Annotated in this window: 20 protein-coding genes; 10 read left to right on the top strand and 10 right to left on the bottom strand. The window is 59.1% G+C overall.

Annotation, left to right across the window (positions count from 1 at the left end; all coding sequences use genetic code 11):
* Nucleotides 1-47: 47 nt before the first annotated feature.
* On the bottom strand, nucleotides 48-1,016 hold the full coding sequence (locus tag AC07N8_RS18995; protein ID WP_483839808.1) for a nitrilase-related carbon-nitrogen hydrolase: 969 nt from the start codon (nucleotides 1,014-1,016) through the stop codon (nucleotides 48-50).
* Between the two features lie 86 nt (nucleotides 1,017-1,102).
* The gene (locus AC07N8_RS18990) at nucleotides 1,103-2,041 is read right to left on the bottom strand and encodes a GlxA family transcriptional regulator (RefSeq protein ID WP_483839809.1); all 939 of its coding nucleotides are present in this window, start codon (nucleotides 2,039-2,041) and stop codon (nucleotides 1,103-1,105) included.
* Between the two features lie 523 nt (nucleotides 2,042-2,564).
* Here AC07N8_RS18990 and AC07N8_RS18985 point away from each other — a divergent pair.
* The gene (locus AC07N8_RS18985; RefSeq protein WP_493145580.1) at nucleotides 2,565-6,098 is read left to right on the top strand and encodes a hypothetical protein; all 3,534 of its coding nucleotides are present in this window, start codon (nucleotides 2,565-2,567) and stop codon (nucleotides 6,096-6,098) included.
* 39 nt (nucleotides 6,099-6,137) lie between these two features.
* Here AC07N8_RS18985 and AC07N8_RS18980 read toward each other — a convergent pair whose 3' ends face one another.
* Genes AC07N8_RS18980 through AC07N8_RS18970 form a run of 3 tightly spaced genes read right to left on the bottom strand, consistent with a single transcriptional unit; the run spans nucleotide 6,138 to nucleotide 9,246 of the window.
* Nucleotides 6,138-7,217 (bottom strand): putative urea ABC transporter substrate-binding protein, encoded by a 1,080-nt coding sequence (locus tag AC07N8_RS18980; RefSeq protein ID WP_493145582.1) that lies wholly within the window; start codon nucleotides 7,215-7,217, stop codon nucleotides 6,138-6,140.
* A gap of 39 nt (nucleotides 7,218-7,256) precedes the next feature.
* Nucleotides 7,257-8,204: a hypothetical protein gene (locus AC07N8_RS18975; RefSeq protein WP_493145584.1), complete on the bottom strand. Its 948-nt coding sequence runs from the start codon at nucleotides 8,202-8,204 to the stop codon at nucleotides 7,257-7,259.
* Nucleotide 8,205: 1 nt separating this feature from the next.
* Nucleotides 8,206-9,246 carry an isopenicillin N synthase family dioxygenase gene (locus AC07N8_RS18970; protein ID WP_493145648.1) on the bottom strand — a complete coding sequence of 347 codons (1,041 nt, stop codon included), beginning with the start codon at nucleotides 9,244-9,246 and terminating at the stop codon, nucleotides 8,206-8,208.
* A 321-nt stretch (nucleotides 9,247-9,567) separates the two neighbouring features.
* On the opposite strand from AC07N8_RS18970, the gene AC07N8_RS18965 reads away from it, so the two are divergent.
* Nucleotides 9,568-10,062, top strand: a complete 495-nt coding sequence (locus AC07N8_RS18965) for a PaaI family thioesterase (RefSeq protein WP_493145586.1) — start codon at nucleotides 9,568-9,570, stop codon at nucleotides 10,060-10,062.
* A 27-nt stretch (nucleotides 10,063-10,089) separates the two neighbouring features.
* On the opposite strand, the gene AC07N8_RS18960 is transcribed toward AC07N8_RS18965, so the two are convergent.
* Nucleotides 10,090-10,710: a cell wall hydrolase gene (locus AC07N8_RS18960; protein ID WP_493145589.1), complete on the bottom strand. Its 621-nt coding sequence runs from the start codon at nucleotides 10,708-10,710 to the stop codon at nucleotides 10,090-10,092.
* A gap of 139 nt (nucleotides 10,711-10,849) precedes the next feature.
* Between AC07N8_RS18960 and AC07N8_RS18955 the strand changes: the two genes are divergently transcribed.
* A complete protein-coding gene (locus AC07N8_RS18955; protein WP_493145591.1) occupies nucleotides 10,850-11,701 on the top strand; it encodes a CAP domain-containing protein in 852 nt (283 codons plus the stop codon).
* A 31-nt stretch (nucleotides 11,702-11,732) separates the two neighbouring features.
* On the opposite strand, the gene AC07N8_RS18950 is transcribed toward AC07N8_RS18955, so the two are convergent.
* Nucleotides 11,733-11,966 carry a hypothetical protein gene (locus AC07N8_RS18950; protein WP_493145592.1) on the bottom strand — a complete coding sequence of 78 codons (234 nt, stop codon included), beginning with the start codon at nucleotides 11,964-11,966 and terminating at the stop codon, nucleotides 11,733-11,735.
* A gap of 200 nt (nucleotides 11,967-12,166) precedes the next feature.
* Here AC07N8_RS18950 and AC07N8_RS18945 point away from each other — a divergent pair, with 200 nt between their 5' ends.
* Nucleotides 12,167-13,930, top strand: coding sequence for an L-lactate permease (locus AC07N8_RS18945; protein ID WP_483839816.1), 1,764 nt, complete (start codon nucleotides 12,167-12,169; stop codon nucleotides 13,928-13,930).
* A gap of 102 nt (nucleotides 13,931-14,032) precedes the next feature.
* Entirely contained in the window at nucleotides 14,033-14,920 is an 888-nt protein-coding gene (yghX, locus tag AC07N8_RS18940) for a YghX family hydrolase (RefSeq protein WP_483839819.1), read from the top strand.
* A gap of 172 nt (nucleotides 14,921-15,092) precedes the next feature.
* Here yghX and AC07N8_RS18935 read toward each other — a convergent pair whose 3' ends face one another.
* Complete coding sequence (locus AC07N8_RS18935) at nucleotides 15,093-15,881, bottom strand: DeoR/GlpR family DNA-binding transcription regulator (protein ID WP_493145593.1); 789 nt, start codon at nucleotides 15,879-15,881, stop codon at nucleotides 15,093-15,095.
* A gap of 126 nt (nucleotides 15,882-16,007) precedes the next feature.
* On the opposite strand from AC07N8_RS18935, the gene AC07N8_RS18930 reads away from it, so the two are divergent.
* On the top strand, nucleotides 16,008-16,889 hold the full coding sequence (locus AC07N8_RS18930; RefSeq protein ID WP_493145594.1) for a serine hydrolase domain-containing protein: 882 nt from the start codon (nucleotides 16,008-16,010) through the stop codon (nucleotides 16,887-16,889).
* 34 nt (nucleotides 16,890-16,923) lie between these two features.
* Here the strand turns inward: AC07N8_RS18930 and AC07N8_RS18925 are convergent, their stop codons facing one another.
* Nucleotides 16,924-17,592, bottom strand: a complete 669-nt coding sequence (locus AC07N8_RS18925; protein WP_493145595.1) for an ATPase — start codon at nucleotides 17,590-17,592, stop codon at nucleotides 16,924-16,926.
* Nucleotides 17,593-17,764: 172 nt separating this feature from the next.
* Between AC07N8_RS18925 and AC07N8_RS18920 the strand changes: the two genes are divergently transcribed.
* From AC07N8_RS18920 to AC07N8_RS18905, 4 genes are all read left to right on the top strand, one after another.
* Entirely contained in the window at nucleotides 17,765-18,241 is a 477-nt protein-coding gene (locus AC07N8_RS18920; protein WP_493145596.1) for a DUF2059 domain-containing protein, read from the top strand.
* A 58-nt stretch (nucleotides 18,242-18,299) separates the two neighbouring features.
* The gene (locus AC07N8_RS18915; protein ID WP_493145597.1) at nucleotides 18,300-19,208 is read left to right on the top strand and encodes an alpha/beta fold hydrolase; all 909 of its coding nucleotides are present in this window, start codon (nucleotides 18,300-18,302) and stop codon (nucleotides 19,206-19,208) included.
* A gap of 183 nt (nucleotides 19,209-19,391) precedes the next feature.
* Complete coding sequence (locus AC07N8_RS18910; protein ID WP_123436051.1) at nucleotides 19,392-19,640, top strand: hypothetical protein; 249 nt, start codon at nucleotides 19,392-19,394, stop codon at nucleotides 19,638-19,640.
* Nucleotides 19,641-19,861: 221 nt separating this feature from the next.
* Nucleotides 19,862-20,602 (top strand): hypothetical protein, encoded by a 741-nt coding sequence (locus AC07N8_RS18905; protein WP_493145598.1) that lies wholly within the window; start codon nucleotides 19,862-19,864, stop codon nucleotides 20,600-20,602.
* A 39-nt stretch (nucleotides 20,603-20,641) separates the two neighbouring features.
* Here AC07N8_RS18905 and AC07N8_RS18900 read toward each other — a convergent pair whose 3' ends face one another.
* The gene (locus AC07N8_RS18900) at nucleotides 20,642-21,445 is read right to left on the bottom strand and encodes a hypothetical protein (protein WP_493145599.1); all 804 of its coding nucleotides are present in this window, start codon (nucleotides 21,443-21,445) and stop codon (nucleotides 20,642-20,644) included.
* Nucleotides 21,446-21,595: the final 150 nt, after the last annotated feature.

Below are 21,595 nucleotides of genomic sequence, written 5' to 3'. Positions count from 1 at the left end.
TTCATCGATGGATGAAGGGGCCTTTTTTATTTGCTGCGTTTACCCGATCACACCTCTTCCGCTAGCGCAGCGACGGCCAGTGCCGGCTGAACATTACGCTCATGCACATGGCGATGCGGTGTGCGGTCGATGTTCAGGCTGAGGATTTCCGGACGGCTGTAGTGACCGCGGCCATCCATTTGGCGCTTGCGGATCTCGATCTGGAACAGGTCGATGTCGGCAATCACTTCGCCTTCTCCTTCGGTCAGCGCGCCGACGACTTCACCTTGCGGGTCGATGATCGCGGTGTAGCAACCGCCGGAGATCGGGCCGATATCGCAACCGGTGTCGGCCATGATTTGTGCTTGCTGTTCCGGGTACAACCAGGCGGTCGAGTTGACCACGAAGCACGCCGATTCCAGGGCATGCATGCGGATGCTGACTTCCATCTGCCGGGTGAACCGCTCACCGGCGAACGAGCCGGGGTACATCGAGGCGTGGATCTGTTCGCCGTCTTCGATCAGTGCATACCGGGCCAGCGGGTTGTAATGTTCCCAGCAGGCCAGTTGACCGATGCGGCCGACGGCGCTGTCGATGGCACGCAGGCCGGAGCCATCGCCCATGCCCCAGATCATGCGTTCGTGATAGGTCGGCGAAATCTTGCGACGCGCCTGAATCAGCGTGCCGTCGGCATCAAACAGCAACTGCGTGTTGTACAGCGTGCTGCCATCGCGTTCGTTGACGCCGATGGACACCACCATGTTGGCGTCTTTGGCGGCCTTGCCGATCGCATCGGTGGTTGCCGACGGCACGACAACCGCCTGATCCAGCAACTTGTAGTGCTCGGCGCCCATTTCGAAAGGCGACTGCACAAAGGAAAAGTACGGGTAGTACGGCACGATGGTTTCCGGGAAGACGGCGAACTGCACACCCTTCTCGCCGAGTTCGCGAATTTTGTTAACGACCTTCTCTACAGTGCCTTCACGGCTGTAGAGCACGGGTGCGATTTGGACGGCAGCGGCTTTGACGATGGTCATGGCGGTGATCTCACTGAGGAATGGGCTTCAACGAGATCCAGATTACGGCAATCATATTTTGTCTTAAACGTCGAATACACCACTTTTTAGGACGCGGCGCGATTCGCCCGCTGGATCACCTGCGGCGGTTGACCGAAAGCGCGGATAAAGGCCCGGCGCATACGCTCCCGGTCGCCAAATCCGGTTTCGGTGGCGACCACATCGATGGCATGACGGCCAGTTTCCATCATCAACCGTGCGGCTTCCACGCGCAGGTTTTCAATGGCTTTGGCTGGCGATTGACCGGTTTCCGCATGGAACACCCGACTGAATTGCCGAGGGCTCAAATGGGCCGCGCCGGCCAACTCTTCCACCGACAACGCGGACTTCAGGTGCTGTTTGGCGTAGGTCAACGCCGCCTGAATGCGATCGGTCTTTGGCTCAAGTTCCAGCATCACCGAAAACTGCGACTGGCCACCCGCGCGACGGTGATACACCACCAATTGCCGGGCCACCGTGCGCGCCACCTGGGCACCGAGGTCCTTTTCCACCAGCGCCAACGCCAGGTCGACACAGGCACTCATGCCGGCGGCGGTCCAGAGGTTGCCATCGTTGATGAAGATGCGGTCCTCTTCGACCAGCACCTTCGGATACGCCCGTTGCAAGGCCGGTGCATGACACCAGTGAGTGGTCGCCCGTCGACCATCGAGCAACCCCGCCTCGGCCAGCGCAATGGCACCGGTGCAGATCGACCCCAGCCGCCGGGTGGTCGCGCTGGCACGACGCAAAAACGCCACCATGCCTGGCGAAGTGGGCCGGATCAGGTTGTCGCCCATCACCAGCAGCGTATCGAACGCGCGCTGATCGAATGCCTGGGTTTCGACGCCGAATCCGGCGGAGGTCTGCACCGTGCCGCCGTGCTCGGACAGCAGGGAAAGGCTGTACACCGGCTCGTCGGCGGTGTTGTTGGCCAGTTCGAAGGTGGCGCACATGGCGAGGCCGAGGACCTGGAAGCCGGGGTAGACGATGAGTCCGATGTGGTGCATGGGCGGCTGATCCCTTTTGACCTTAATGGTGGCATGAGTAAGTTTAGGTCGGTTCATGGGCAATGTACTCCTGTCGAGGCCGCTTCGGGTCAACTCGAAAATCATTGTCCAACTTCGGGCTTAGTGTATTACCAGCATTACAACTTAATCGACGAATATAAACCCATCGTCTTAGTTACGGACAACTCAATATGAAATGCTCAACTGACAGATGGATTATTTCGAAATTTAATGTTGGATCCATAGCGCTGTTTGGCATTAAACAGAAACACACCACTCTCCTTAATCGACTCGATCGTAGGTCTTTATTTCGTACAATTCAAACTTTCATCGCGCCCAACCCCACGTACCAGGCGCATCGGCCTATCAACCGGTACAGCTGCGCTTAACAATTAGGTGCCTAGGTGGCCGGCATGACTAATAAAACCTTAGCAGCGATGCAACTCAGGTGGTGGCAAACCCGATATTTTTTAGGGCTATACATAACATTGCACATTCGGCCTACATCAAGAGGCGCAGGGCCATGGACAACAATAATAATTCAGGTACTAACCTGGCATTCTGGGTGCCTGGCAGTGCGGTTATCCTGAGTCTGGTGATATCGACATTCGCACTGACTCGCGATCCGTTTCTTGAACCGCGGCCAATTGGTGCACATTTTCAAGCGCAACTGCCAATTGACGCGCGGCTGTGGCAGGACCCGTTTGATGCGCTTGAACGGTATCGCAAGAAGCTGACAGACAGTAAGAGTGATCAGCTGGAAAACTTCTGCAACACCCCGATTACAAAGTTCGCAGCGAACGAAACAGCTCCGGACATCATGGTGGCATTGGTCGAAGGTGGTCCCTATGCGGACGAGGTAGAACGGCGTCGACGTATCCGCTATGCCCTGTTGGCGGGCTTCAAAAACTCCCGTCGTGTTCCCGATCAGGAGCAATACATCCAATGCCTTAAACTCTCAGCTGATCTTTCGGATAGCGAACCAACAAAGACGAATTTTATTGATATCCCCTATGAAATGTTTGTTCCAAATCCTTTCGATCAGCCGACAGACGCTGAAGGCAAAGCACTTCCTTACAGACGAACAATCGTATTTTGGTTGAAGCAGGATGCGCTTGGCGAAATTCCGTTACAAAACATCAAGACATTACATCAAACACTGAAATCAAAAATCGATCTGGCGTGTACTTCGACGGAGTGTAAAAACCGTGAAGACGACAGTGTCCTCAAAGTCATCGGACCGGCCACTTCGACCGTTTTACGCGATATGTTCAAGGACCAGGATCGTGGCAAGGCGACTGTTGATGTCGAAATTTACTCCCCTTTGGCCACTGCTGATAATGAAACGCTGGAGCGTGGGTACGATAAAGTCTCGCCCCCCATCCCGAACAAACATCAAATGAAGTTGCTGCGTACCGTCAGCGACGACGGCACCATGACGCAATTGATGCTGGAAGAACTAAAACTGCGTCATGTCGATCCAGCCACCGCCTTGCGTTGCAACAAAGGCAGCTTGCAGCGAGTCGGGTCGACTTGCGCTGAGACCAACTGGCCGCGTGCCGACCGAGTTGCCCTGATCTCTGAGTGGGACAGTTTCTATAGCCGAGCACTCATTGAGAGTTTCAAAGCTCAGGTGGCCGATGATGCCAACCTGCGCGACGACAAAGAAAAGGCAGTAGTCAATCAGTGGATATTGCGTTTCAGCTATTTGCGCGGACTGGACGGACGTCTCCCGGAGGAAGCCGCCAGCAATGATAAAACGGCAAATAACGACAGCAACAAAAACAGCAAGGACGCGAACAAAATTGACCTCAGCCCTTTGGAAAAAGCCGACGGCAATTCTCAACTCGATTACTTGCGGCGCCTGGCCGATCACATTGCCGACGAGGACGCGACCTACCGACGTAACGGGGAAAGTGGTATTGGCGCCATCGGTATATTGGGCGTCGATGCTTACGACAAACTGTTGGTTTTGCAGGCGCTCAAAAGTCGAATGCCTTACAAGCTGTATTTTTCCACCGACCTCGACGCGCGCATGTTGCAACGAGGTCAGGCTGAAACGACCCGTAACCTGATACTGGCGGCGCCCTATGGGCTGACCCTCACACGCGCCTTACAACAAGATGTACCGCCGTTTCGCGATAGCTTGCAAAGCTCCGTGTTTGTCTCTGTTTTAGCCGCATTGGCGCCGCAATCTTTCGACGCCAAACGAGCAAAGTTCGACTACTCAAAATCGGAAATGCTCTCGCCCGGCATCTACGAAGTGGGTATCGGCGGCTTCATCCCCTTGGCCAGCCAGCTCACCGCTTTGCGCCCTGCCAGTTGTGAGGCGCCGACGTTACTCTCCCGGTCGGATCGAGGTGTCCGCCCGCACGATCTTATGGCGTTGCGGTGCCTTCAGGACCCGTCGCCACCACCCTACCCTGAAGCCTCCCAGTCAGCCCGGGATCAATTCAAGAATTCTCAATCATTCTTCTGGGCCGGCCCCTTGACGTTCACCCTGCTTTTAATCACGGCACTCATCGTCTGGTGGTGGATAGAAGTACCGCAGCCCGCACCCGAGAACCCGCAAATTTTGGAAAACCCGCAAGACAACAAGCGCGAAACGGCGCTGGACTGGGTGCGAGGCATCCCCATGACGCTGTATATGGTGGCGGCGCTTAGTGCCTTTATCGCCACCCGTTCCTGGCATGTGGAGTTCCTTTGGATCACGTTCGTTTTGATCCTGCTGGGGATTATCTCGTCGAACCTTACCCGCCGCTCCGACCGGCAATTAGCGTCGGTTAAAAACCCGATTGGCACCGATGTCAAAGGCCTGCCGACCGCCTCGGCCTGGTACATCGTGGTCCCCCTCGTCGTATTTATCCTCGCTCTAATGTTGGCTTATCAGATGCGAAGCACGCTGACAGAGAACGGTCTGGGAGAACCGATGTTCCTGTTTGAAGGCATCAGTGCCTGGCCAACCGTAGCACTCCGCCTGCTGGCAGCGCTGATATCACTCTCTGCATTGGCGTGGGGTTGGCGCAATTTGCGGGTCAGCAGAACGGAGATCGAAGCCGCGTACCATCTACGCCTTCATATGCGTAAGTATCAGATGACTCTGTGGGGACAGGTTTTACGCTTCTTTCGCAGAAGCAAAAACATGAGCCTGCGTCGCTGGAGCAACGAACTGGGGCACTGCCTGCTACAGATTTTTTTCCCATTGTTGAGCGCCAATGACGAGTGGTCAAAAAACGCTTCCAGCACCCAGGCCACCTGCGCAGACGGACGCAAAATGATTTCCATTGCCCGCTTCTGGGGTGAGCACTGTGTGTGCGGTTCATTCGGCGCCCGAATGCTGCGAGCCGTACTGGTGACCTGGATCTTCCTCGTGGTTACCAGCGTGCTGTTTGTGGTGTGGCCAATGGAACGGATCCCCGTTCGAGGCGATTCGATCATGTGGATGCTGACTTGGCTGGTTCCAACCGTGCTGTTCCAGTTACTGGTGTTCTGGGTAGTGGATGCCAACTTGCTGCTGACACGATTCATTCGCCACCTCAGCGACCATCATGCCGTCTGGCCCGGAACGTTACAGCTCGAACACAAGCAGATCTTCGGTGTACTCAAGCACCCTTGTATTGACGAGTGGATGGACTTGCAACTCATCGCCAAACGCACTTCGGCTGTCAACCGACTGATTTACGCGCCGACGGTGGTTATGTTGATTCTGTTGGCGTCGCGCAGCACCGCATTCGATAACTGGCCGACACCACCCAGTATTGTGATTACTTTTCTGCTGACTGCACTGATCCTGCTGGCGTCCGCATTGTCGCTACGTCGTGCGGCCGAAAAAGCACGCACTGTAGCTTTGTGGCGGGTTGATGCCTATCTGCTGGAAACGCCGGAAACGGCGCCGTACTACGACAAGTTTCAAATGATCCGCGACCGCATCGCCACGCTCAATACGGGTTCATTCTCCCGCTATTCCGAAGACCCACTGATCCGGGCGCTATTGCTGTCGCTGACCGGCATCGGCGGCTCAGCCATTGTCGATGCCTTGAACTACGCCAAGTTCTGACCGCCAATAAGGGGGCGTTCCTCGAACGCCCCCGCCTGGTCACAGTTGATTGGCCACCGCCATGTTCACAAACTGCGTATCAAACCGCAGCTTGATGTTGTTCTTGTCGCCTAACGTCGAGCCATCGGCGAATTGCATGCCGACCGCATCAGCGCTGGTCGCCGCCTGACCCAGCAAGCCCTTGGCAAAGGAAAACGTGCGGACCTTGTCCATGGTGTGGCGGATCGCGTCGGAACTGGCGAATTCGAACGCCGTGCCCGGCGTGTAGAACAGCATGGTTTGCGTCAATTGATCCTCGTAGCCTTTGAGGTCGGTGCCCGAACGTTCAGCCATCGAAGTACGTGCGGCAATGGCCTGACCGTTGTCGCCGGACATCAGTTGCAGCGTTTCGAACCAGGCACCGACCAGCGCCTTGCCCAGTTCCGGGTTGGCCTTCAGGGTCTCGGTGTTGACCGCCATCATGTCGATGATCTCGCCCGGGATTTCCTTGGAGGTGAACACTTCGACCGCCGTCGGTGACTGTTTCATCACCATGCTCAGTTGCGGGTTCCACAGCGCCGCTGCGGTCACGCCGGGGGTGGTGAACGATGCCACGGCATCGGCGTCCGAGGTGTTCATGATCTTGATGTCCCGTTGCGACAGGCCATGGATGTCCAGGGCGCGGGACATCAGGTAGTCCGAGACCGACAACTCCACCAGATTGACCTGCTGGCCCTTGATGTCGGCAAAGGTCTTGCCGTGTTTGAGCACGATGGCATCGTTGCCGTTGGAATAGTCGCCGAGGATCAGGCCGGTGGTGTCCACGCCGTTGGCACTCGGAATGGTCAGTGCGTCCATGTTGGTCATGCCGCAGGCGTCGAACGCGCCGGCCGCGTATTGATTGATCGACTCGATGTAGTCGTTGAGCTGCACGAGTTCGATCTTGATTCCGTACTTCTTCGCCCACTTGTCGATGATCCCGTGTTCACTGGCGTAACCCCAGGGCATCCAGCCGGAATAGATCGACCACGCCACCTTGAACTCCTGCTTTTTCTCCGCTGCCGAAGCGCCGAAGGCGAGACAGGAGACGGCCAGCAACACCGCTGCGAAACGGTAAAACACGCACGAGAATGCCTTCATGGAAACCTCACGGGTTATGAAATGGGTGACGCGTTAATGTCAAACGAGCGGCTGGGTGTAGCGGCTCAAGGTCGGGGATTCACGCTCGTACCATTGCGCGGCACTGGCGGTGAATCCGGTGGTTTGTGCGTAGCTGATGTCGGGTTCCAGGGTGTCGATGACGAACAGCCGTTCCCGGGCAACGCCATCGACGGTGAGTAATTGCGAGACGTGCTTGCCGTCGGCCAGCCGCTCGAAACCCTCCAGTGAAATCAGTGGCTGACCGACACGCCTGGCGCAGGTGGAAAGCGTCACGCTGTAGCCTGTTTCGAGTGAACCTTCGGCCACCGATGTCTCGAAGTTGAACGCGCACTTGAGCCAGTCCGGGTCCTTGGCGTGACGGGCGACCAGATCGCGCAGTGGCTCGCCACCCGCGCTGGACTCCAGCGGTTCGGCACGTCCCAGCACCAACGCCGCATGCCCACCGCAGACGATCAAGCCACCGCCACGGTGATGCACAAATCCGCTCTGCACTTCTCGTTCCTCAAGCAAGCGCAAGCCGATCAACGCACCCGGCTTTGATAACTGAAGTCGCCAGTCTTCGACATAGGCACCGCTGGGGGAAAACTCGATCATGCAGTTACCGATGCGCTTGAGCACACCCGGCTCTGGCCACCGGTTATGCAACTGAAACGAGGTGTCGGTGTGCCAACTCAACACGTCGCTTTCCCATGAACACAACGCTTCCCAGCCTTCGTAATTGGCCAGGACCTGCAGTTCTTCGGCGCTGTATTCCAGCAGCGGTTTGGCCGACAGTTGTTGGCCTTCCAGCGGCAGGCGCAGATCAATAGTGAAATTGCGGCTCTGGAACCAGCAGACGTGGGTGTGCACGTCGGTCAGGCCGTCAGCGAAGCTGATCGAGCGGCGTTTGTAGAAGCCGAGCATCCAGTCCGGTACGCCATCAGCGGCGGGTTGCGGATGTTGAATAACGAGATCTTGCAGATTCATCTCAAACCTCCCCCGCCATGGCGGCGCGACCAAACGAAGACAAGCCCTTTGCGCCGTCGGGCAAGCTCAACTCGCCGGCGGCCAGTCGCTGCTTGAGGTAGCGGAAGGTTTGCAGGGTTTGCGCGTAGAGGTGATCGCCACAGACAAGCGGTCCATAACGGCTGGGGGTCTGCGCGTCGAGTAACTGCGCGATGGGCTCGATCAGCGTGTCGTAGTCACAGGCGCAAAACATCGGGAAGGCGTAGCGTTCCTGGGCGACTTTGCGCACCCGGTGGGCAGTGGCGACGTAGCGGCCATTGCTCAGCACTTCCATCATGTCGCCGATGTTGATCACAAACGCACCGTCCACCAATGGCACGTCGATCCACTGCCCTGCCCCGTTCAATACTTCAAGGCCCGGTGCGGTCGGCAGCAGGATGGTGAAGCATTCGTAATCGGTGTGCGCACCGATGCCGGGGCGATCCACCGGGGCATTCGGCGAGAAGGGATAGTGGATCAGGCGCAATTGACTCGGCGGAATATTCACCCGTTGGCTGATGGCGTTTTCCGGCAACCCCAGCGCCAGGGCGAAGCCGCGAAACAACGTGAGGCTGAGGTTGAACACCGCGTCGTAGTAGGCCTTGATGTCGTCCTTGAAACCCGGCAAGACCGGCCAGCGATTCGGCCCAAGCATCGGTCGCCGCCCCAGCGCTGGCGCATAATCGAAGCCGACGTCGAAGGCTTCCTTGTGGTCGATAGACCCTTCGACAAATTGTTCCTCGCCTTCGGGCACATAGCCGCTGTGGTTGCTCGAAAGGCCGATGTAGTCCTGCATTTTTTGCTCGGTCGACTGGGCGAAATATTCCGCGGCCCGTTGCTTGAGCCGATGGATGATCTGCGGGTCGATGCCGTGCCCGGTCACATAGAGAAACCCGGCCTGCGAGGCGGCGTCGCCCAAGGCAGTCGCGGCGTTTATGCGTTCGGATTCGAGGCTCGAAAACAACCCGCCGATGTCCACGAGGGGCAAGGTTTCGAAAGCTGAATGAGGGGTAGTTCGAGGCATGGGCGCCATAAGTAACCTCCTGATGATTAGTCAAAATGTCACCTGGTCGTCCAGATATCGCAGAGCCGTGAGGCCTCCGGGTCGTCCCGGATCAATCGCACCGAAAAAGGTGCGCCAGGACAGGAGCAATGTGCATGCCACGTTTGCTCCCGGCTTGCATCACAGCGCTATCTCGTTGATTTGCAAGCACCGGTTCCCATGCGGATGAGCTGATGGCGCTCGGCGTGCGATGTTAAAAAAGCACCAGGATGGCGCAATGGACTTCCCCTCATTCTGGCGTTTTAATCGCAGGCGGACTTCAAGGCACAACAAGGGATCACCATGCTCGATATCTCCATGCAGGACCGCGCCGCACCGGATGGCGTGTGTTACGGCTGCGGCAGCCGCAATCCCCACGGGTTGCACGTCAAGAGCCACTGGCACGAGGACGGCGTCCACGTCGTCGCCGAGCACCTGCCCGAGGCCAAATACTGTGGCTGGCCGGATCTGGTGTACGGCGGCTTGATTGCGATGTTGGTGGATTGCCATTCGAACTGGACGGCCATGGCGTATCACTACCGGGCCGAAAACCGCGAGCCTGGCTCCCTGCCGCGCATCGACTGCGTCACCGGGAACCTGGGTATCAAGTTCATCAAACCGACGCCGATGGGCGTTGCGTTGACCTTGCGCGCCAAGGTTGAGGGCGAGGTCGGGCGCAAGACCCGTGTCATCTGCGAGGTCTATGCCGACGGGGTGCTCACGGCGGTGGGCGACTCAGTGTTTGTCCGGGTCGATACCGGGCAACTGGCCGCCGCTGCGCATGGTCGTGAGGTTTAGGTGTTGTGAGCCTCAGGGTCGGCCGAGCTACTTCGCCGACCCGTCATGGGGTTTGTAGAACACGAACAAACCGATGCTCGCCGTTTTGATGTACTTCTTGGCCCAGACCGGTTTCACCGTCTTGTCATGGAAATACATCGCGCCGCCGGTGCGATCCGGCAGCTGCTTGTTCAGCGCCTTGCGCGCGATTTCCTTGGCCAGCGCATATTGGGTTTCTTCCTGGACCGAGTCCGACTTCCCGTCGCACCACCAGGAAAACTGGCAGCTCTTGGTTTCGGAACCTTGCTTGACCACTTTGCACACCGTGTCGGGAAAGCCTTCGTGGCCGAGGCGGTTCATCACCACGTTGGCCACCGCTTCCATGTCGTCCGTGTCCTTGCCTTTGGCTTCCCAGTAGATGGAGCGCGCCATGCAGGTAATGGCGTCGTCCAGCGGCGACTTGCCTGCCGGGTCGACGGCCTGGACTTCGGACTGGGTGATGGCCTCGGACTTGGGCACCGGCACATTGCTGCTCTTCTCGGCGGCCTTCTGCTCAAGTACCTGCGCCTTGTCTTCCGCTACTTCCTTTTTTTGTTGTTGATCGTCCGCCATGGACTGACCGGCCAGTAGAGAAAGGGCGAGAAACGCGGCAATCCAATTCAAGGACATGGTGCAAGCACTCAGGAAGGTGTCGGTTCAGTGTAGTAGCCAAATCATGTCAACTACTAAGCAACAAACTGCAAAAACCCATTGCCTTGTACGGGGGGAGTTCGCGCATCATGGGCGCAGTCCGTCCAAGGGGGTTTCCATGCACGTCTTTTCATCCGCTATGCGCTTGTCGGGGTTGTCGTTGGGTCTGGTGCTGGCCACAACGGCGATGGCGTCCGAGGAAACGCAACTGGCCGATTCGATCAACGCCTTTCGCAGCCTGCCGCAGAATTGCGCCGGCCAGATCTCGCCGGAGTTGCCACCGTTGAACAGCGATCCGCGCCTGATTTTGCCGGCCAGCGGACAGGTTGACTTGCAGCAGGCCATGGTGCGCGCGTCGTATCCGATGCTGCATGTGCAAGCGATATCCCTGACCGGCCCGCGTGATGCGCAAGCGGCGATGATGGCGGTACAGGAAAGCTTCTGCCAGGTGGTGCTGAACCTGAAATTCGTCGACATCGGCGTCAGCCGCCAAGGCAACGACTGGCGCATCGTGCTGGCCCGCCCGCTGTTGACCGCGCGTCTGGGTGATGCCGCCGCCGAAGGCCAGAAGCTGTTGGTCGAGCTCAACGTCGCGCGCAGTAAACCCCGTCAGTGCGGCGCCCAGGCATTTGCCGCAACCACCCCGCTGGCCTGGAACGCCACTCTTGCGTCCGCCGCCGAAACCAACTCGCGGGCCATGGCCAACGGCAACTATTTTGATCACAAGGACCGCGACGGCCGCACACCGGGGGATCGCGCGGAACTGGCGGGTTACAACTTTCAGCAGATCGGCGAGAACATTGCCGCCGGGCAAGACACCGTGCGCAAGGTGGTCGACGGCTGGCTGGCCAGCCCCGGTCATTGCGCCAACTTGATGAATCCACAGTTCCGTGAGCTCGGCGCGGCTTACGCGAACGATCCGAAAAGCGATGCCGGCATCTACTGGACGGCCATGTTCGGTACGCAATAAGGACGATGACCCGAGCGGTGAAGAGCCGCTCTTACAACGTTTGCTGACTGTTGCCGATGGTCTTGGCTTTTTCGATGGCCCAGTCCATCGCTGCCTCGAAGTCCAGCAAATGCGGGGACGGATGGTCCTCAGCAATCTCCGAGCCGTCCGGCCGGTACACCTTGATGAGCATTTTCAGGGAACCGTCTTGCTGTATCTCGGCTGTGACTTTGATCGAGCATCCGTTGGAAAGCGTCTCCTTGTGTTCCTCATGGCGTTCAGTCATCGCTGTCTCCCCCGCGTGGTGGATGGATCGAGTCAGGCATCCTTCTGAGCGTAGTAGAAGTTCGCCCGGGATCATGGCCGGCCACGGCACGTTTCAATGGCGACGAACCTGCCGAGACAGCGGCGTAATGCCACCTATACTGCATTTCACCAACCCCGCCCGGGGCCTGCGCTACCCACAATAACAAGCAGAGGTGGAACATGGTCTGGCAGCAAATCTACGATCCCTTCGGTAACCCGGTCATTTCAACCCTCATGGCCGCCGTGCCGGTGGTGGTGATGCTGGCCTCACTGGCGTTTTTCCACATCAAGGCGCACATGGCGGCGCTGCTCGCATTGGCGTCCGCGTTGCTCATCGCGATCTTTGCCTTCGGCATGCCGGCCAACATGGCGGGCTCGGCGGCGTTATTCGGCGCGGCCAACGGCTTGCTGCCGATTGGCTGGATCGTGCTCAACATCATCTTCCTGCACCGACTGACCACCGAGAACGGCTCGTTCAAGGTGCTGCAGGATTCCCTGGCGCGCATCACCGACGATCGACGCCTGCAACTGCTGCTGATCGCCTTCTGCTTCGGCGCGTTTTTTGAAGGTGCGGCCGGGTTCGGCACGCCTGTGGCGGTGACCGGTGCGATTCTGATCGGGTTGGGCTTCTCGCCGCTGGCCGCGTCCGGCCTGGCCCTGATCGCGAACACGGCGCCGGTGGCGTTCGGCGCGCTGGGCACACCGATCATTACCCTGGCCAAGGTGACCGGGCTGGATGAAATGGAACTGTCGATGATGGTCGGTCGACAGCTACCGTTTTTCTCGGTACTGGTACCGTTCTGGTTGATCTGGGCGTTCGCCGGTTGGCGCAAAATGCTCGAGATCTGGCCGGCGATCCTCGTGGCCGGCGTCAGCTTCGCAGTCCCGCAATTCCTCGTATCCAACTACCACGGCCCGATGCTGGTGGACGTGATCGCCGCGCTGATTTCCATGGCCTGCCTGACCGGTTTCCTCAAGGTCTGGAAGCCGGCCACGGTGCACACCTCGGCCGCCCTGACCGGGCGCGTCGACAACTCGAAAATCGATGCTGAACATGAGCAGGCACCGGCGGCCAGTGCGACCTTTTCCGCTGATGCAAAACCGGCGGTGATGCGCGCCTGGATGCCGTGGATCATCCTGACGATCTTCGTGTTCGCCTGGGGCACCCAGGGTTTCAAAAACATGTTCGATACCCGCCCGGCAATTGATCCGCAAACCCAGTCGGTCAAACTCGACCCGCAGGGTAAACCACTGCGCGAAGCCAACCCGGTTTTCGCGCCAGCCCTGACCTTCACCACCTTGCACCAGCAAATCGAGAAGGTGCCGCCGGTGGTGCCGGCACCGAAAACCGAAGAGGCGATCTACAAGTTCACCTGGTTCACCGCCACCGGCAGCGGCATCTTGCTGTCCGCCATCCTCGGCGGTCTGCTGATGGGCTACTCGATCCCGCAACTGGCTCGCCAATACCTGCGAACGCTGTGGGTGGTGCGCTACTCGCTTATCACCATCGCGGCGATGTTGGCCCTGGGTTACCTCACGCGCTACTCGGGACTGGACGCGACCATGGGCTTGGCCTTCGCCGCGACCGGTATTTTCTACCCGATGTTCGGCACCCTCCTCGGCTGGCTCGGCGTGGCGTTGACCGGCTCGGACACCGCTTCCAACGTGCTGTTCGGCGGCTTGCAACGGGTGACGTCCGAACAGCTCGGGATCAGCCCGGTGCTGATGGCGGCGGCGAACAGTTCTGGCGGGGTCATGGGCAAGATGGTCGACGCACAGTCGATTGTGGTCGCGTCCACGGCCACGCGCTGGTACGGCCACGAGGGGGAGATTCTGCGGTATGTGTTCTTCCACTCGATTGTGCTGGCGATTCTGGTCGGCGGGCTGGTGACGTTGCAGGCGTATGTGGCGCCGTTCAGTCACATGGTGGTGGGTGGGCATTAGTCCCCACGGCACACCATTTGCCACAACCCGGACGAATGGCCCGGGTTGTGGGCCAAACGCTGCTTTACTGGTTCAAATCCTGAATACACCGAAAGCGCCTCGATGGAACGCCTTACCGCCAAAGATTTCGCCCCCGAACTGCTCGAACTCTACGACTACTACGTCCATGGCAAGATCAACCGCCGAGAGTTTCTCGATCGTGCGGCGTTGTTTGCCTTGGGCGGTTTGACCGCCAGCGCACTGCTCGCGTCCTTGAGCCCCAACTACGCGCTCGCCGAACAGGTGGAATTCACCGACCCGGACATCCTGCCCGAGTACATCACCTACCCCTCGCCCAAGGGCCACGGCAATGTGCGGGCCTATCTGGTGCGCCCGGCCAAGGCCAGCGGCAAAGTCCCGGCGGTGGTGGTCGTGCATGAAAACCGTGGGCTCAATCCTTACATCGAAGACGTCGCCCGCCGCGTTGCCAAGGCCGGTTTCATCGCCCTCGCCCCTGACGGTTTGAGTTCTGTGGGCGGCTATCCCGGCAACGATGACAAGGGCCGCGAGCTCCAGGCCAAGGTCGATCCGGAAAAGCTCATGAATGATTTTTTCGCTGCCATCGAATGGCTGATGAAGAACGACACCACCACTGGCAAAGTCGGCATTACCGGCTTCTGCTATGGCGGCGGTGTCGCCAACGCCGCGGCCGTGGCGTATCCGGAACTGGCGGCGGCCGTGCCTTTTTATGGTCGTCAGCCAAAGGCTGAGGATGTGCCCAGGATCAAGGCGCCCTTGCTGCTGCATTACGGCGAGCTGGACAAGGGCATCAACGAAGGATGGCCGGCGTATGAAGCGGCGTTGAAAGCCTCAGGCAAAACCTATGAAGCCTACATTTATCCGGGCTGTAATCACGGCTTTCATAACGACTCGACGCCCCGATACGACGAGGCTGCCGCGAAGCTGGCGTGGGACCGTACGCTGGCGTGGTTTCACAAGTACCTGGCTTAGGTATCAATACCTTCGATCTTTTACATCACGAAGCCGAATTTTTTATTTGTCCCCGGCTTATTCAAGATGGCGCCATCTCGGATAAGTCGGACGACGCCCTCATGAACCTGAATTTTGCCTTTGCCTGCTTCATCGTCGTGTCGTTCGCGATTGCGCTGGGTCACGCTTGAGCTCAAGCGTCGACCTGAACCACTTCAATGCCCAACCGCTGATAATCCTCAACGTTGCCCGATGCCACCTGCTGCTCGGTGATCAGCGTGTTGATGCGATTGCACGGCGCGACCACAAACGGCTCCACCGCCCCCAGTTTGTCCGCCATGGTCACCGCCACCACGTGTGACGCGCTGTTGAGCATCGCCTGCTTCACCGGCACCTCATCGAAATGCAACGAGCTGATGCCGACATCGGGGTGAATCGCGCAGACCCCGGTGAACAGCAAATCGGCCTTGATCCCCTCAATCAGTCGCAACGTATCCTGTCCGCTGGCCGACATCGTCGCGGGATTGAGTTGCCCGCCAGCGAGGATCACTTTGATGCCTTTGTAGTCGGCCAAGGCAATGGCGATCATCGGCGACGCAGTAATCGCCGTGATGGCAATGTCCGCCGGCAGCGACCGCGCAATCTGCAGCGTGGTGCTGCCGGAATCGAACAGCACAATCTGGCCATCCTGCACCCGTCGCGCGGCGAGTTGCGCCAGGCGCGTTTTCACTTCATCGGTTTCACCGACCCGGGTGAAGAAATCCTTGCCCGTGTCTTTAGGTCGCGGCAACGCCCCGCCATGCACCCGTTGCACCAGTCCTGCGCTGGCGAGCTCTGACAAATCACGGCGGATGGTGTCTTCAGACACCGCAAAATGCTGGCTCAACTCAGAAGCCATGACCTTGCCGTCGCGCTCAAGGATCAGGAGGATTTTTTGCCGGCGCACGGAAGGTAGCTCGGATGCAGCGTGCTGATCTTGCATGTTTATGCCTGTTTTTGCGTGTTTGTGCGAGATTAGCCAAGCCACCGGAAAAACACAATCGAGGCGGTGATTGATCAGGTTTCTGGCAAACTCCCCCGGTGCCTTCGTCCAGAGCAGCCATCACCCATGCTTTTTGCCCTTGTCTCCAACGGTTCAACACTGACGCCTGCACACCCTCAGGTGACCGTTCCCTGGTGGAGTTTCACCAAGACCGTGCTCAGCGCCACCGCGTTATCACTGGTGCGTGATGGCCTGTTCGACCTGGGCGAAACAATGCTGGAAGGACCGTTCACCTTGCGCCAAGTGCTGCGGCATGAAGCCGGACTGGCGGATTACGCAGAGTTGGCGCAATACCACGCTGCCGTGGCGAGCAACGAAACACCGTGGCCCGTCGATGAAATGCTGCTACGGCTGGACGCTACCCGGTTGCGCTACACACCCGGTGACGGCTGGCGATATTCCAACGTTGGCTACCTGTATGTAGCGAAACTCATCGAGCGCCTGACCGGTCTTGCACTGGAAGAAGCACTGACTGAACTGGTTTTTTCACCTCTCGGTTTGTCAGGCGTCCGTCTCGCCAAAACGCCCGCCGATCTGCAGGGCGTGAACATGGGCACCGCGCAATCGTACGACCCACGCTGGGTTTATCACGGCTTGCTGGTTGGCTCGCTGGATCAAGCCGCTGTTTGTCTGGATCGTCTACTGGCCGGTCAGACCCTGCCGCCGGCGTTACTGCGCGAGATGCAATCGGTTCGTACGCTTGGCGGGCCGATCACCGGGCGACCGTGGGTGGCGCCGGGTTATGCGCTTGGCCTGATGCAAGGCGCGGTCGAGGGTGGACTGGTTTTGAGCGGACACACCGGCGGCGGACCGGGCAGCGTGATCGCGGTCTATCGTTGCGGCGAAGGTGCAAACACCGCGAGTTGCGCGGTGTTTGCTGAGGGTGGCGCCGAAGGGGCTGTCGAGGCAGAAGCGGTGAGGCGCTTGATGAACGCGGTGATTCAATAATCCCCGTTTCCACTTTGCACGGCGAACGCCGACATCAGTTACTCGCCACCTGCGCCACATTGCCCGAGGTCACCAGCGCCTTCAGCGAAGCATCAAACTGCTTCAGCGCAGTCACCTGCAATTCGGTTTGCCGGTCGATTTGCGCGGCAATTTCCGGCGCCGCTTTGCCATGCACCCAAACCGAAGGCATTTGCTGTGCGCGTGAGCCTTCGGCCTGGCCGATGTACTGCAGGCTCGCATCGTAGAACTTGGCCATGAAACGCGCTTCGACCTGGTTATTGCGCTTGGACACCAGGCGACTGTAGGTGTCCAGCATCACCACCACGTCGGGGTGGGCTTGCACCAGTGCGTCGAGGTTGTCGTAGACCGTCACCGAGCCGAACTGTTTTTGCAGCGAGCCCATCAGCCAGTTGATCGCAAGTTTCGGATCGGAGCTGTTGACGAACGCGCTGCTGATGCGCGAATCCAGCTGCGGGTTTTTCGCGCCGTTCACTGCCACCGCATGGTATTGCTCGAGGTATTGAAGGGTGTTGGCGGTGTTTTCGCTGTAAAGCACACCCACCGATTGGGCGTGTTGCAGGCTGGCTGTGCTGTCGGCGACAGGGGGGAAATGGCAAGCAGGATCAGCCGCGTAGGCCGGCACGGTGGCGGCGACGCTGCCGGTGAATACGGCGATAAAAGCCAGCAAGGTAGACATTCTCATCGCACAGGTTCCTTCAAAGGCGAATTCGGTATGTGGCTATCCTCCTCCCATGACGAAAAAACAGAACTTGCATTGCTTGATGGTGATTATTGATTAAACCAATGGTTGGGCAATGAACCTCGGTCTACGCTCTCCTGATGCCCCTTTTCCCCGTCGCCCATGGAGCCCAACTGTGAACCGGATGCCTTCCGCCGCCCTCTTGCTGACCGTGTTATTTGCCCTGTCAAATCCAGCCTCTGCCGATGCACCGGCCCTGAATGAAGCGCGCACATTAGTCGCCAAAGCGCACATGGGCAGCAATCTCCCGGTCATCGCCCTGTCGGCGGCGCAGGGCACGGTGTCCTGGTCGGTGATTGCCGAGAAGCTGGGGGCTGATGACACCAACCGCATCGTCTCCGAAGAAATCGCCGCGTTGCTGCCCAAGTACCAGCCGGAATGGGACGAGAACCTGGCGCGGGCCTATGAGAAGTCGTTCTCCGAGGAAGAGCTGTCATCGCTGGTCGCCGATGGACCCGCGTCGCAATACGTGGAAAAGGTCAAAGCTCAGCAAGCCACCGTCGCTGGGGATATGCGTTCGACATCAGAGCCGATTGTGCTGGCGCTGGTGACGGAAGCGCTGAAAGCGACCATGGAAAAGCGCGTGCCGTAAAGCGGTCTACGCTGCTTCAGGTACGCCACTTCCCACGCGTACCTTGGGAGAGACCGCCATGCTGCGCACCTTGCTGACCGCTTCATTGCTGCTTGCACTCAGTCTCCCGGCGCTGGCCGGGGTTACGCCGTTCCCCGCCTCTTTTCATACGCAGGACATCAGCGTCGAAGGCGTCAAGATCCATGTGCGCGTCGGCGGCAAGGGACCGGCCGTGGTGATGCTGCATGGTTTCGGCGACACCGGTGACATGTGGGCGCCACTGGCGGCGGACCTGGCCAAGGACCACACCGTGGTGGTGCCGGACTTGCGCGGGCTCGGGCTGTCGGCGATCCCGGAGAGCGGCTATGACAAGAAGACCCAGGCCGGTGACGTCCGAGGAGTGTTGGCCGCGCTGGGGATCGAGCATTCAGTGGTCATCGGGCACGACATCGGCACCATGGTCGCCTTCGCCTACGCCTCGCGTTATCCGCAACTGACCGATCGCCTGGTGGTGATGGATGCGCCGGTGCCCGGCATTCCGCCCTGGAACGACATCGTCCGCTCGCCGATGCTCTGGCATTTCGACTTCGGCGGGCCGGACGCCGAGCGCCTGGTGGCGGGTCGTGAACGCATTTACCTGGACCGCTTCTGGAACGAGTTTGCGGGCGACCGCAGCAAAGTCGATGAAGCCACCCGCCAGCATTACGCCAAGCTCTATGCCCGCCCCGGTGTGATGCACGCGGCCTTCGCCCAGTTCCGCAGCATTCGCCAGGACGCCGTGGACAACGAAGCCTCGATGAAGACACGGCTGACCATGCCGGTGCTGGCCATCGGCGGTGAAAAATCCTTTGGGGCCAATGAAGCCATCGTGATGCGCAACGCGGCGGACAACGTCACCGAAGTGGTGATCCCGGGCGCCGGGCACTGGCTGATGGAGGAAGCGCCGACGGCGACCATTCAGGCGATACGCGCCTTCATTGCACCGTGACGGCGTCGCTTGATACGCCCTTGTTACGTGGCTGATTCCGACGAACTCCACGCTGTTACCTCAGCGACCGTGTTGTCACTTCTGCGCGGCCTGGCCGGCCAATAAAGTAGTGCCTTCGGTGTGCAGGCACGGACGTTCGGCCCGGCTGCCCATCGATCCCCCCATCACGGAAGAGGTGACACCATGTATTTCGTCATTGTTGAAAAGAACCAGAGCAGCGTCCCGTCGGAAGCCGATCTGAAAAAGGCCATGGTCGAATCTGGCGGCAAGCCGGGTGAAGTGACCGGCGACAATGCCCGCCGAAAAATGACCTATATCGGCGAGGTCAGTCAGACGGTGTTCGAGAACAAGCTGATCGAGGTCGCCAAGGGCAAACGCACCAGCTGGAACTTCACCTTTGCTGATGCACCGGTGAGTGCGGCGGCGCACTGAGGCCACGGCGGGGCGGTCGAAGGGCCGCCCCGCTGTCTCATCGCTTGATACTCCGCCGTTACACACGCTGTTACCTGCCGGGCTGGAACCGTGTTGATGCGCCCTCTGACTGTAACGCCAAGACACTTCGCCGCCCCGCTCCGCCCGCCTACAGTGAAGCCGTCGATGTGCTCAATGAGCCATTGATTGCCCGACACACCACACCAAGGAATAGGGAAACCATGAGCAAATCCATTGCAGTAAGCGAGCATCAACAAAAACTTCATGACAACGTGCAGGCCGCCGTCAAATCGCTGCTGGCCGCGCCAACGGCCTTGAAAACCACTGACTACAGCAAGGTCCTGACGTCGACCCTGGAGGCGACTCAAAAATCGGTCAAAATCCAGATCGCCGCGGGCGACCTGACCACGCTTAAACAATCAGGCTACAAGTTGTGTTTCGCCAAGAAGGTCGGTAACGAAGCCTTCAACGTGGTCTGGCAGTCCTATGTTCAATACCTCAGCAACAACACCTTCAGCTGGACCCCGCAGTATCAGCTGTTCGGCTCCAACTCGTTCCAGGCCAACGTGCAAGTGGAAGTCTCGACCAACATCGTCACGATTGGACTGGGTCAACAGTCAGTACTCGACAATTCGGGGTTGATGGGCCCGGCGACGACCGGCGGCCCTGACACGGCGATCACCCTGGTCAACAATTACGGCAACATCCACCCTGGCGTCAGCCAATTGTCCACCGGCATCGATGGCAAGCAGGTCAGCACCCCGATCTACGTGGCCTCCAATCCAGTGGTCCTCGGCTCCACGGCGTTGACCCCGGTCGAAACCATATTGGTGTGGTTCGAACAGAACGTGCAGACCAGCACCATGTTCAGCACCTCACGCTCTCAATCCGTCGAAATCGACCTGACTAACGCCAACGATGCCACCCGCCTCTACTCCGGAGGCAGCTGGACCGTCGTGTAACACCTGCAACCGGGGCAACCTTGCGGTTGCCCCGTCTACTCAAGCGTCACTGCCACCACGGGCGAAATACCCGGTCAATGACTGGCAGATCGACTCCGCGAGATCCTCCTGAGTGGCGATGCCGTAAGGGCGATTGCGATCAAACTGTTCTGACCAGCGAATCCGCCCCTGTGCGACATCAATCAGGCGCACCGAAGCCCGAACCCGGGTCGACTCAACCCGCACACTGCCCTCCAGCGAATAATTGCCGCGCCCGGCCCGCACCAGGTCCGAGGCTTTGACGCTGCTGCGCGGCACCTTCATCAATACATGGTTGCCACGGTTTTGCGTCTGCTCGAACGATTCGAACAGCCTGCAGCTCAGCTCTTCACACAAGCCCCGGGCAAAGTCGTCGCCGTCGCGGGTGATGCAGGTGAACGGCTGAATCTGCAACACCGGGTGGCGTGTCGCGATTGCCTTGGGCCGAAGCCGTTGATAGGCGAGGCGATAACACCCGGCCGGAATACTCAGGTGTACCGGATCTTGCTGACCGCTGGTGGCGTAATGCGCCGCGAGTTTGCGGCGCAATCGCCCCACCTGCACGCGCACCACCGGATCGTCGCCGGTGCAGTAAATCGCCGGATCACGGCGAAACACCGCCAGGCCGATGGCGTGCTCGGTCAGTGCAATGTTCGGACTTTGAAGGTCATGATCGACCAGGAAGCGCAACAGGTCGCCCATCCGCCTGGACTTGGCAAACACCGGGCTGGCCAACAGTTGCGCCAGCACCCGCTCCATTTCTTCACGATCAAGTGGCTCGGGAACACCCTCGGCACTTGAATTGCCAACGTGCTTGATCACCATTGCCTGCCTCCGTGCAGGTTATCGACAATCGCTCGCCACCTCTTTGGAGGTGGAATTGATACTGAAGTCGTACTCCTTGACCCTCTACAACGCCCCCGCCGGGGAAGGCTCGGACGCTGCAAGGTCGAAGCTTAGCAGCCGGCAGGAAAT

Source organism: Pseudomonas sp. GW821-FHT10C09, from assembly GCF_059415465.1.
This window is presented reverse-complemented; position numbering and strand designations above follow the sequence as displayed.

What these genes read in the sequence shown, in the direction of transcription:
- AC07N8_RS18930 (WP_493145594.1), top strand. Translation starts at nt 16,008, where the DNA reads ATGCTTTTTGCCCTTGTCTCCAACGGTTCAACACTGACGCCTGCACAC.
- AC07N8_RS18905 (WP_493145598.1), top strand. Translation starts at nt 19,862, where the DNA reads ATGAGCAAATCCATTGCAGTAAGCGAGCATCAACAAAAACTTCATGAC.
- AC07N8_RS18995 (WP_483839808.1), bottom strand. Translation starts at nt 1,016, where the DNA reads ATGACCATCGTCAAAGCCGCTGCCGTCCAAATCGCACCCGTGCTCTAC.
- AC07N8_RS18985 (WP_493145580.1), top strand. Translation starts at nt 2,565, where the DNA reads ATGGACAACAATAATAATTCAGGTACTAACCTGGCATTCTGGGTGCCT.
- AC07N8_RS18970 (WP_493145648.1), bottom strand. Translation starts at nt 9,246, where the DNA reads ATGCCTCGAACTACCCCTCATTCAGCTTTCGAAACCTTGCCCCTCGTG.
- AC07N8_RS18945 (WP_483839816.1), top strand. Translation starts at nt 12,167, where the DNA reads ATGGTCTGGCAGCAAATCTACGATCCCTTCGGTAACCCGGTCATTTCA.
- AC07N8_RS18980 (WP_493145582.1), bottom strand. Translation starts at nt 7,217, where the DNA reads ATGAAGGCATTCTCGTGCGTGTTTTACCGTTTCGCAGCGGTGTTGCTG.
- AC07N8_RS18910 (WP_123436051.1), top strand. Translation starts at nt 19,392, where the DNA reads ATGTATTTCGTCATTGTTGAAAAGAACCAGAGCAGCGTCCCGTCGGAA.
- yghX (WP_483839819.1), top strand. Translation starts at nt 14,033, where the DNA reads ATGGAACGCCTTACCGCCAAAGATTTCGCCCCCGAACTGCTCGAACTC.
- AC07N8_RS18990 (WP_483839809.1), bottom strand. Translation starts at nt 2,041, where the DNA reads ATGCACCACATCGGACTCATCGTCTACCCCGGCTTCCAGGTCCTCGGC.
- AC07N8_RS18950 (WP_493145592.1), bottom strand. Translation starts at nt 11,966, where the DNA reads ATGACTGAACGCCATGAGGAACACAAGGAGACGCTTTCCAACGGATGC.
- AC07N8_RS18925 (WP_493145595.1), bottom strand. Translation starts at nt 17,592, where the DNA reads ATGAGAATGTCTACCTTGCTGGCTTTTATCGCCGTATTCACCGGCAGC.
- AC07N8_RS18915 (WP_493145597.1), top strand. Translation starts at nt 18,300, where the DNA reads ATGCTGCGCACCTTGCTGACCGCTTCATTGCTGCTTGCACTCAGTCTC.
- AC07N8_RS18965 (WP_493145586.1), top strand. Translation starts at nt 9,568, where the DNA reads ATGCTCGATATCTCCATGCAGGACCGCGCCGCACCGGATGGCGTGTGT.
- AC07N8_RS18900 (WP_493145599.1), bottom strand. Translation starts at nt 21,445, where the DNA reads ATGGTGATCAAGCACGTTGGCAATTCAAGTGCCGAGGGTGTTCCCGAG.
- AC07N8_RS18935 (WP_493145593.1), bottom strand. Translation starts at nt 15,881, where the DNA reads ATGCAAGATCAGCACGCTGCATCCGAGCTACCTTCCGTGCGCCGGCAA.
- AC07N8_RS18955 (WP_493145591.1), top strand. Translation starts at nt 10,850, where the DNA reads ATGCACGTCTTTTCATCCGCTATGCGCTTGTCGGGGTTGTCGTTGGGT.
- AC07N8_RS18975 (WP_493145584.1), bottom strand. Translation starts at nt 8,204, where the DNA reads ATGAATCTGCAAGATCTCGTTATTCAACATCCGCAACCCGCCGCTGAT.
- AC07N8_RS18960 (WP_493145589.1), bottom strand. Translation starts at nt 10,710, where the DNA reads ATGTCCTTGAATTGGATTGCCGCGTTTCTCGCCCTTTCTCTACTGGCC.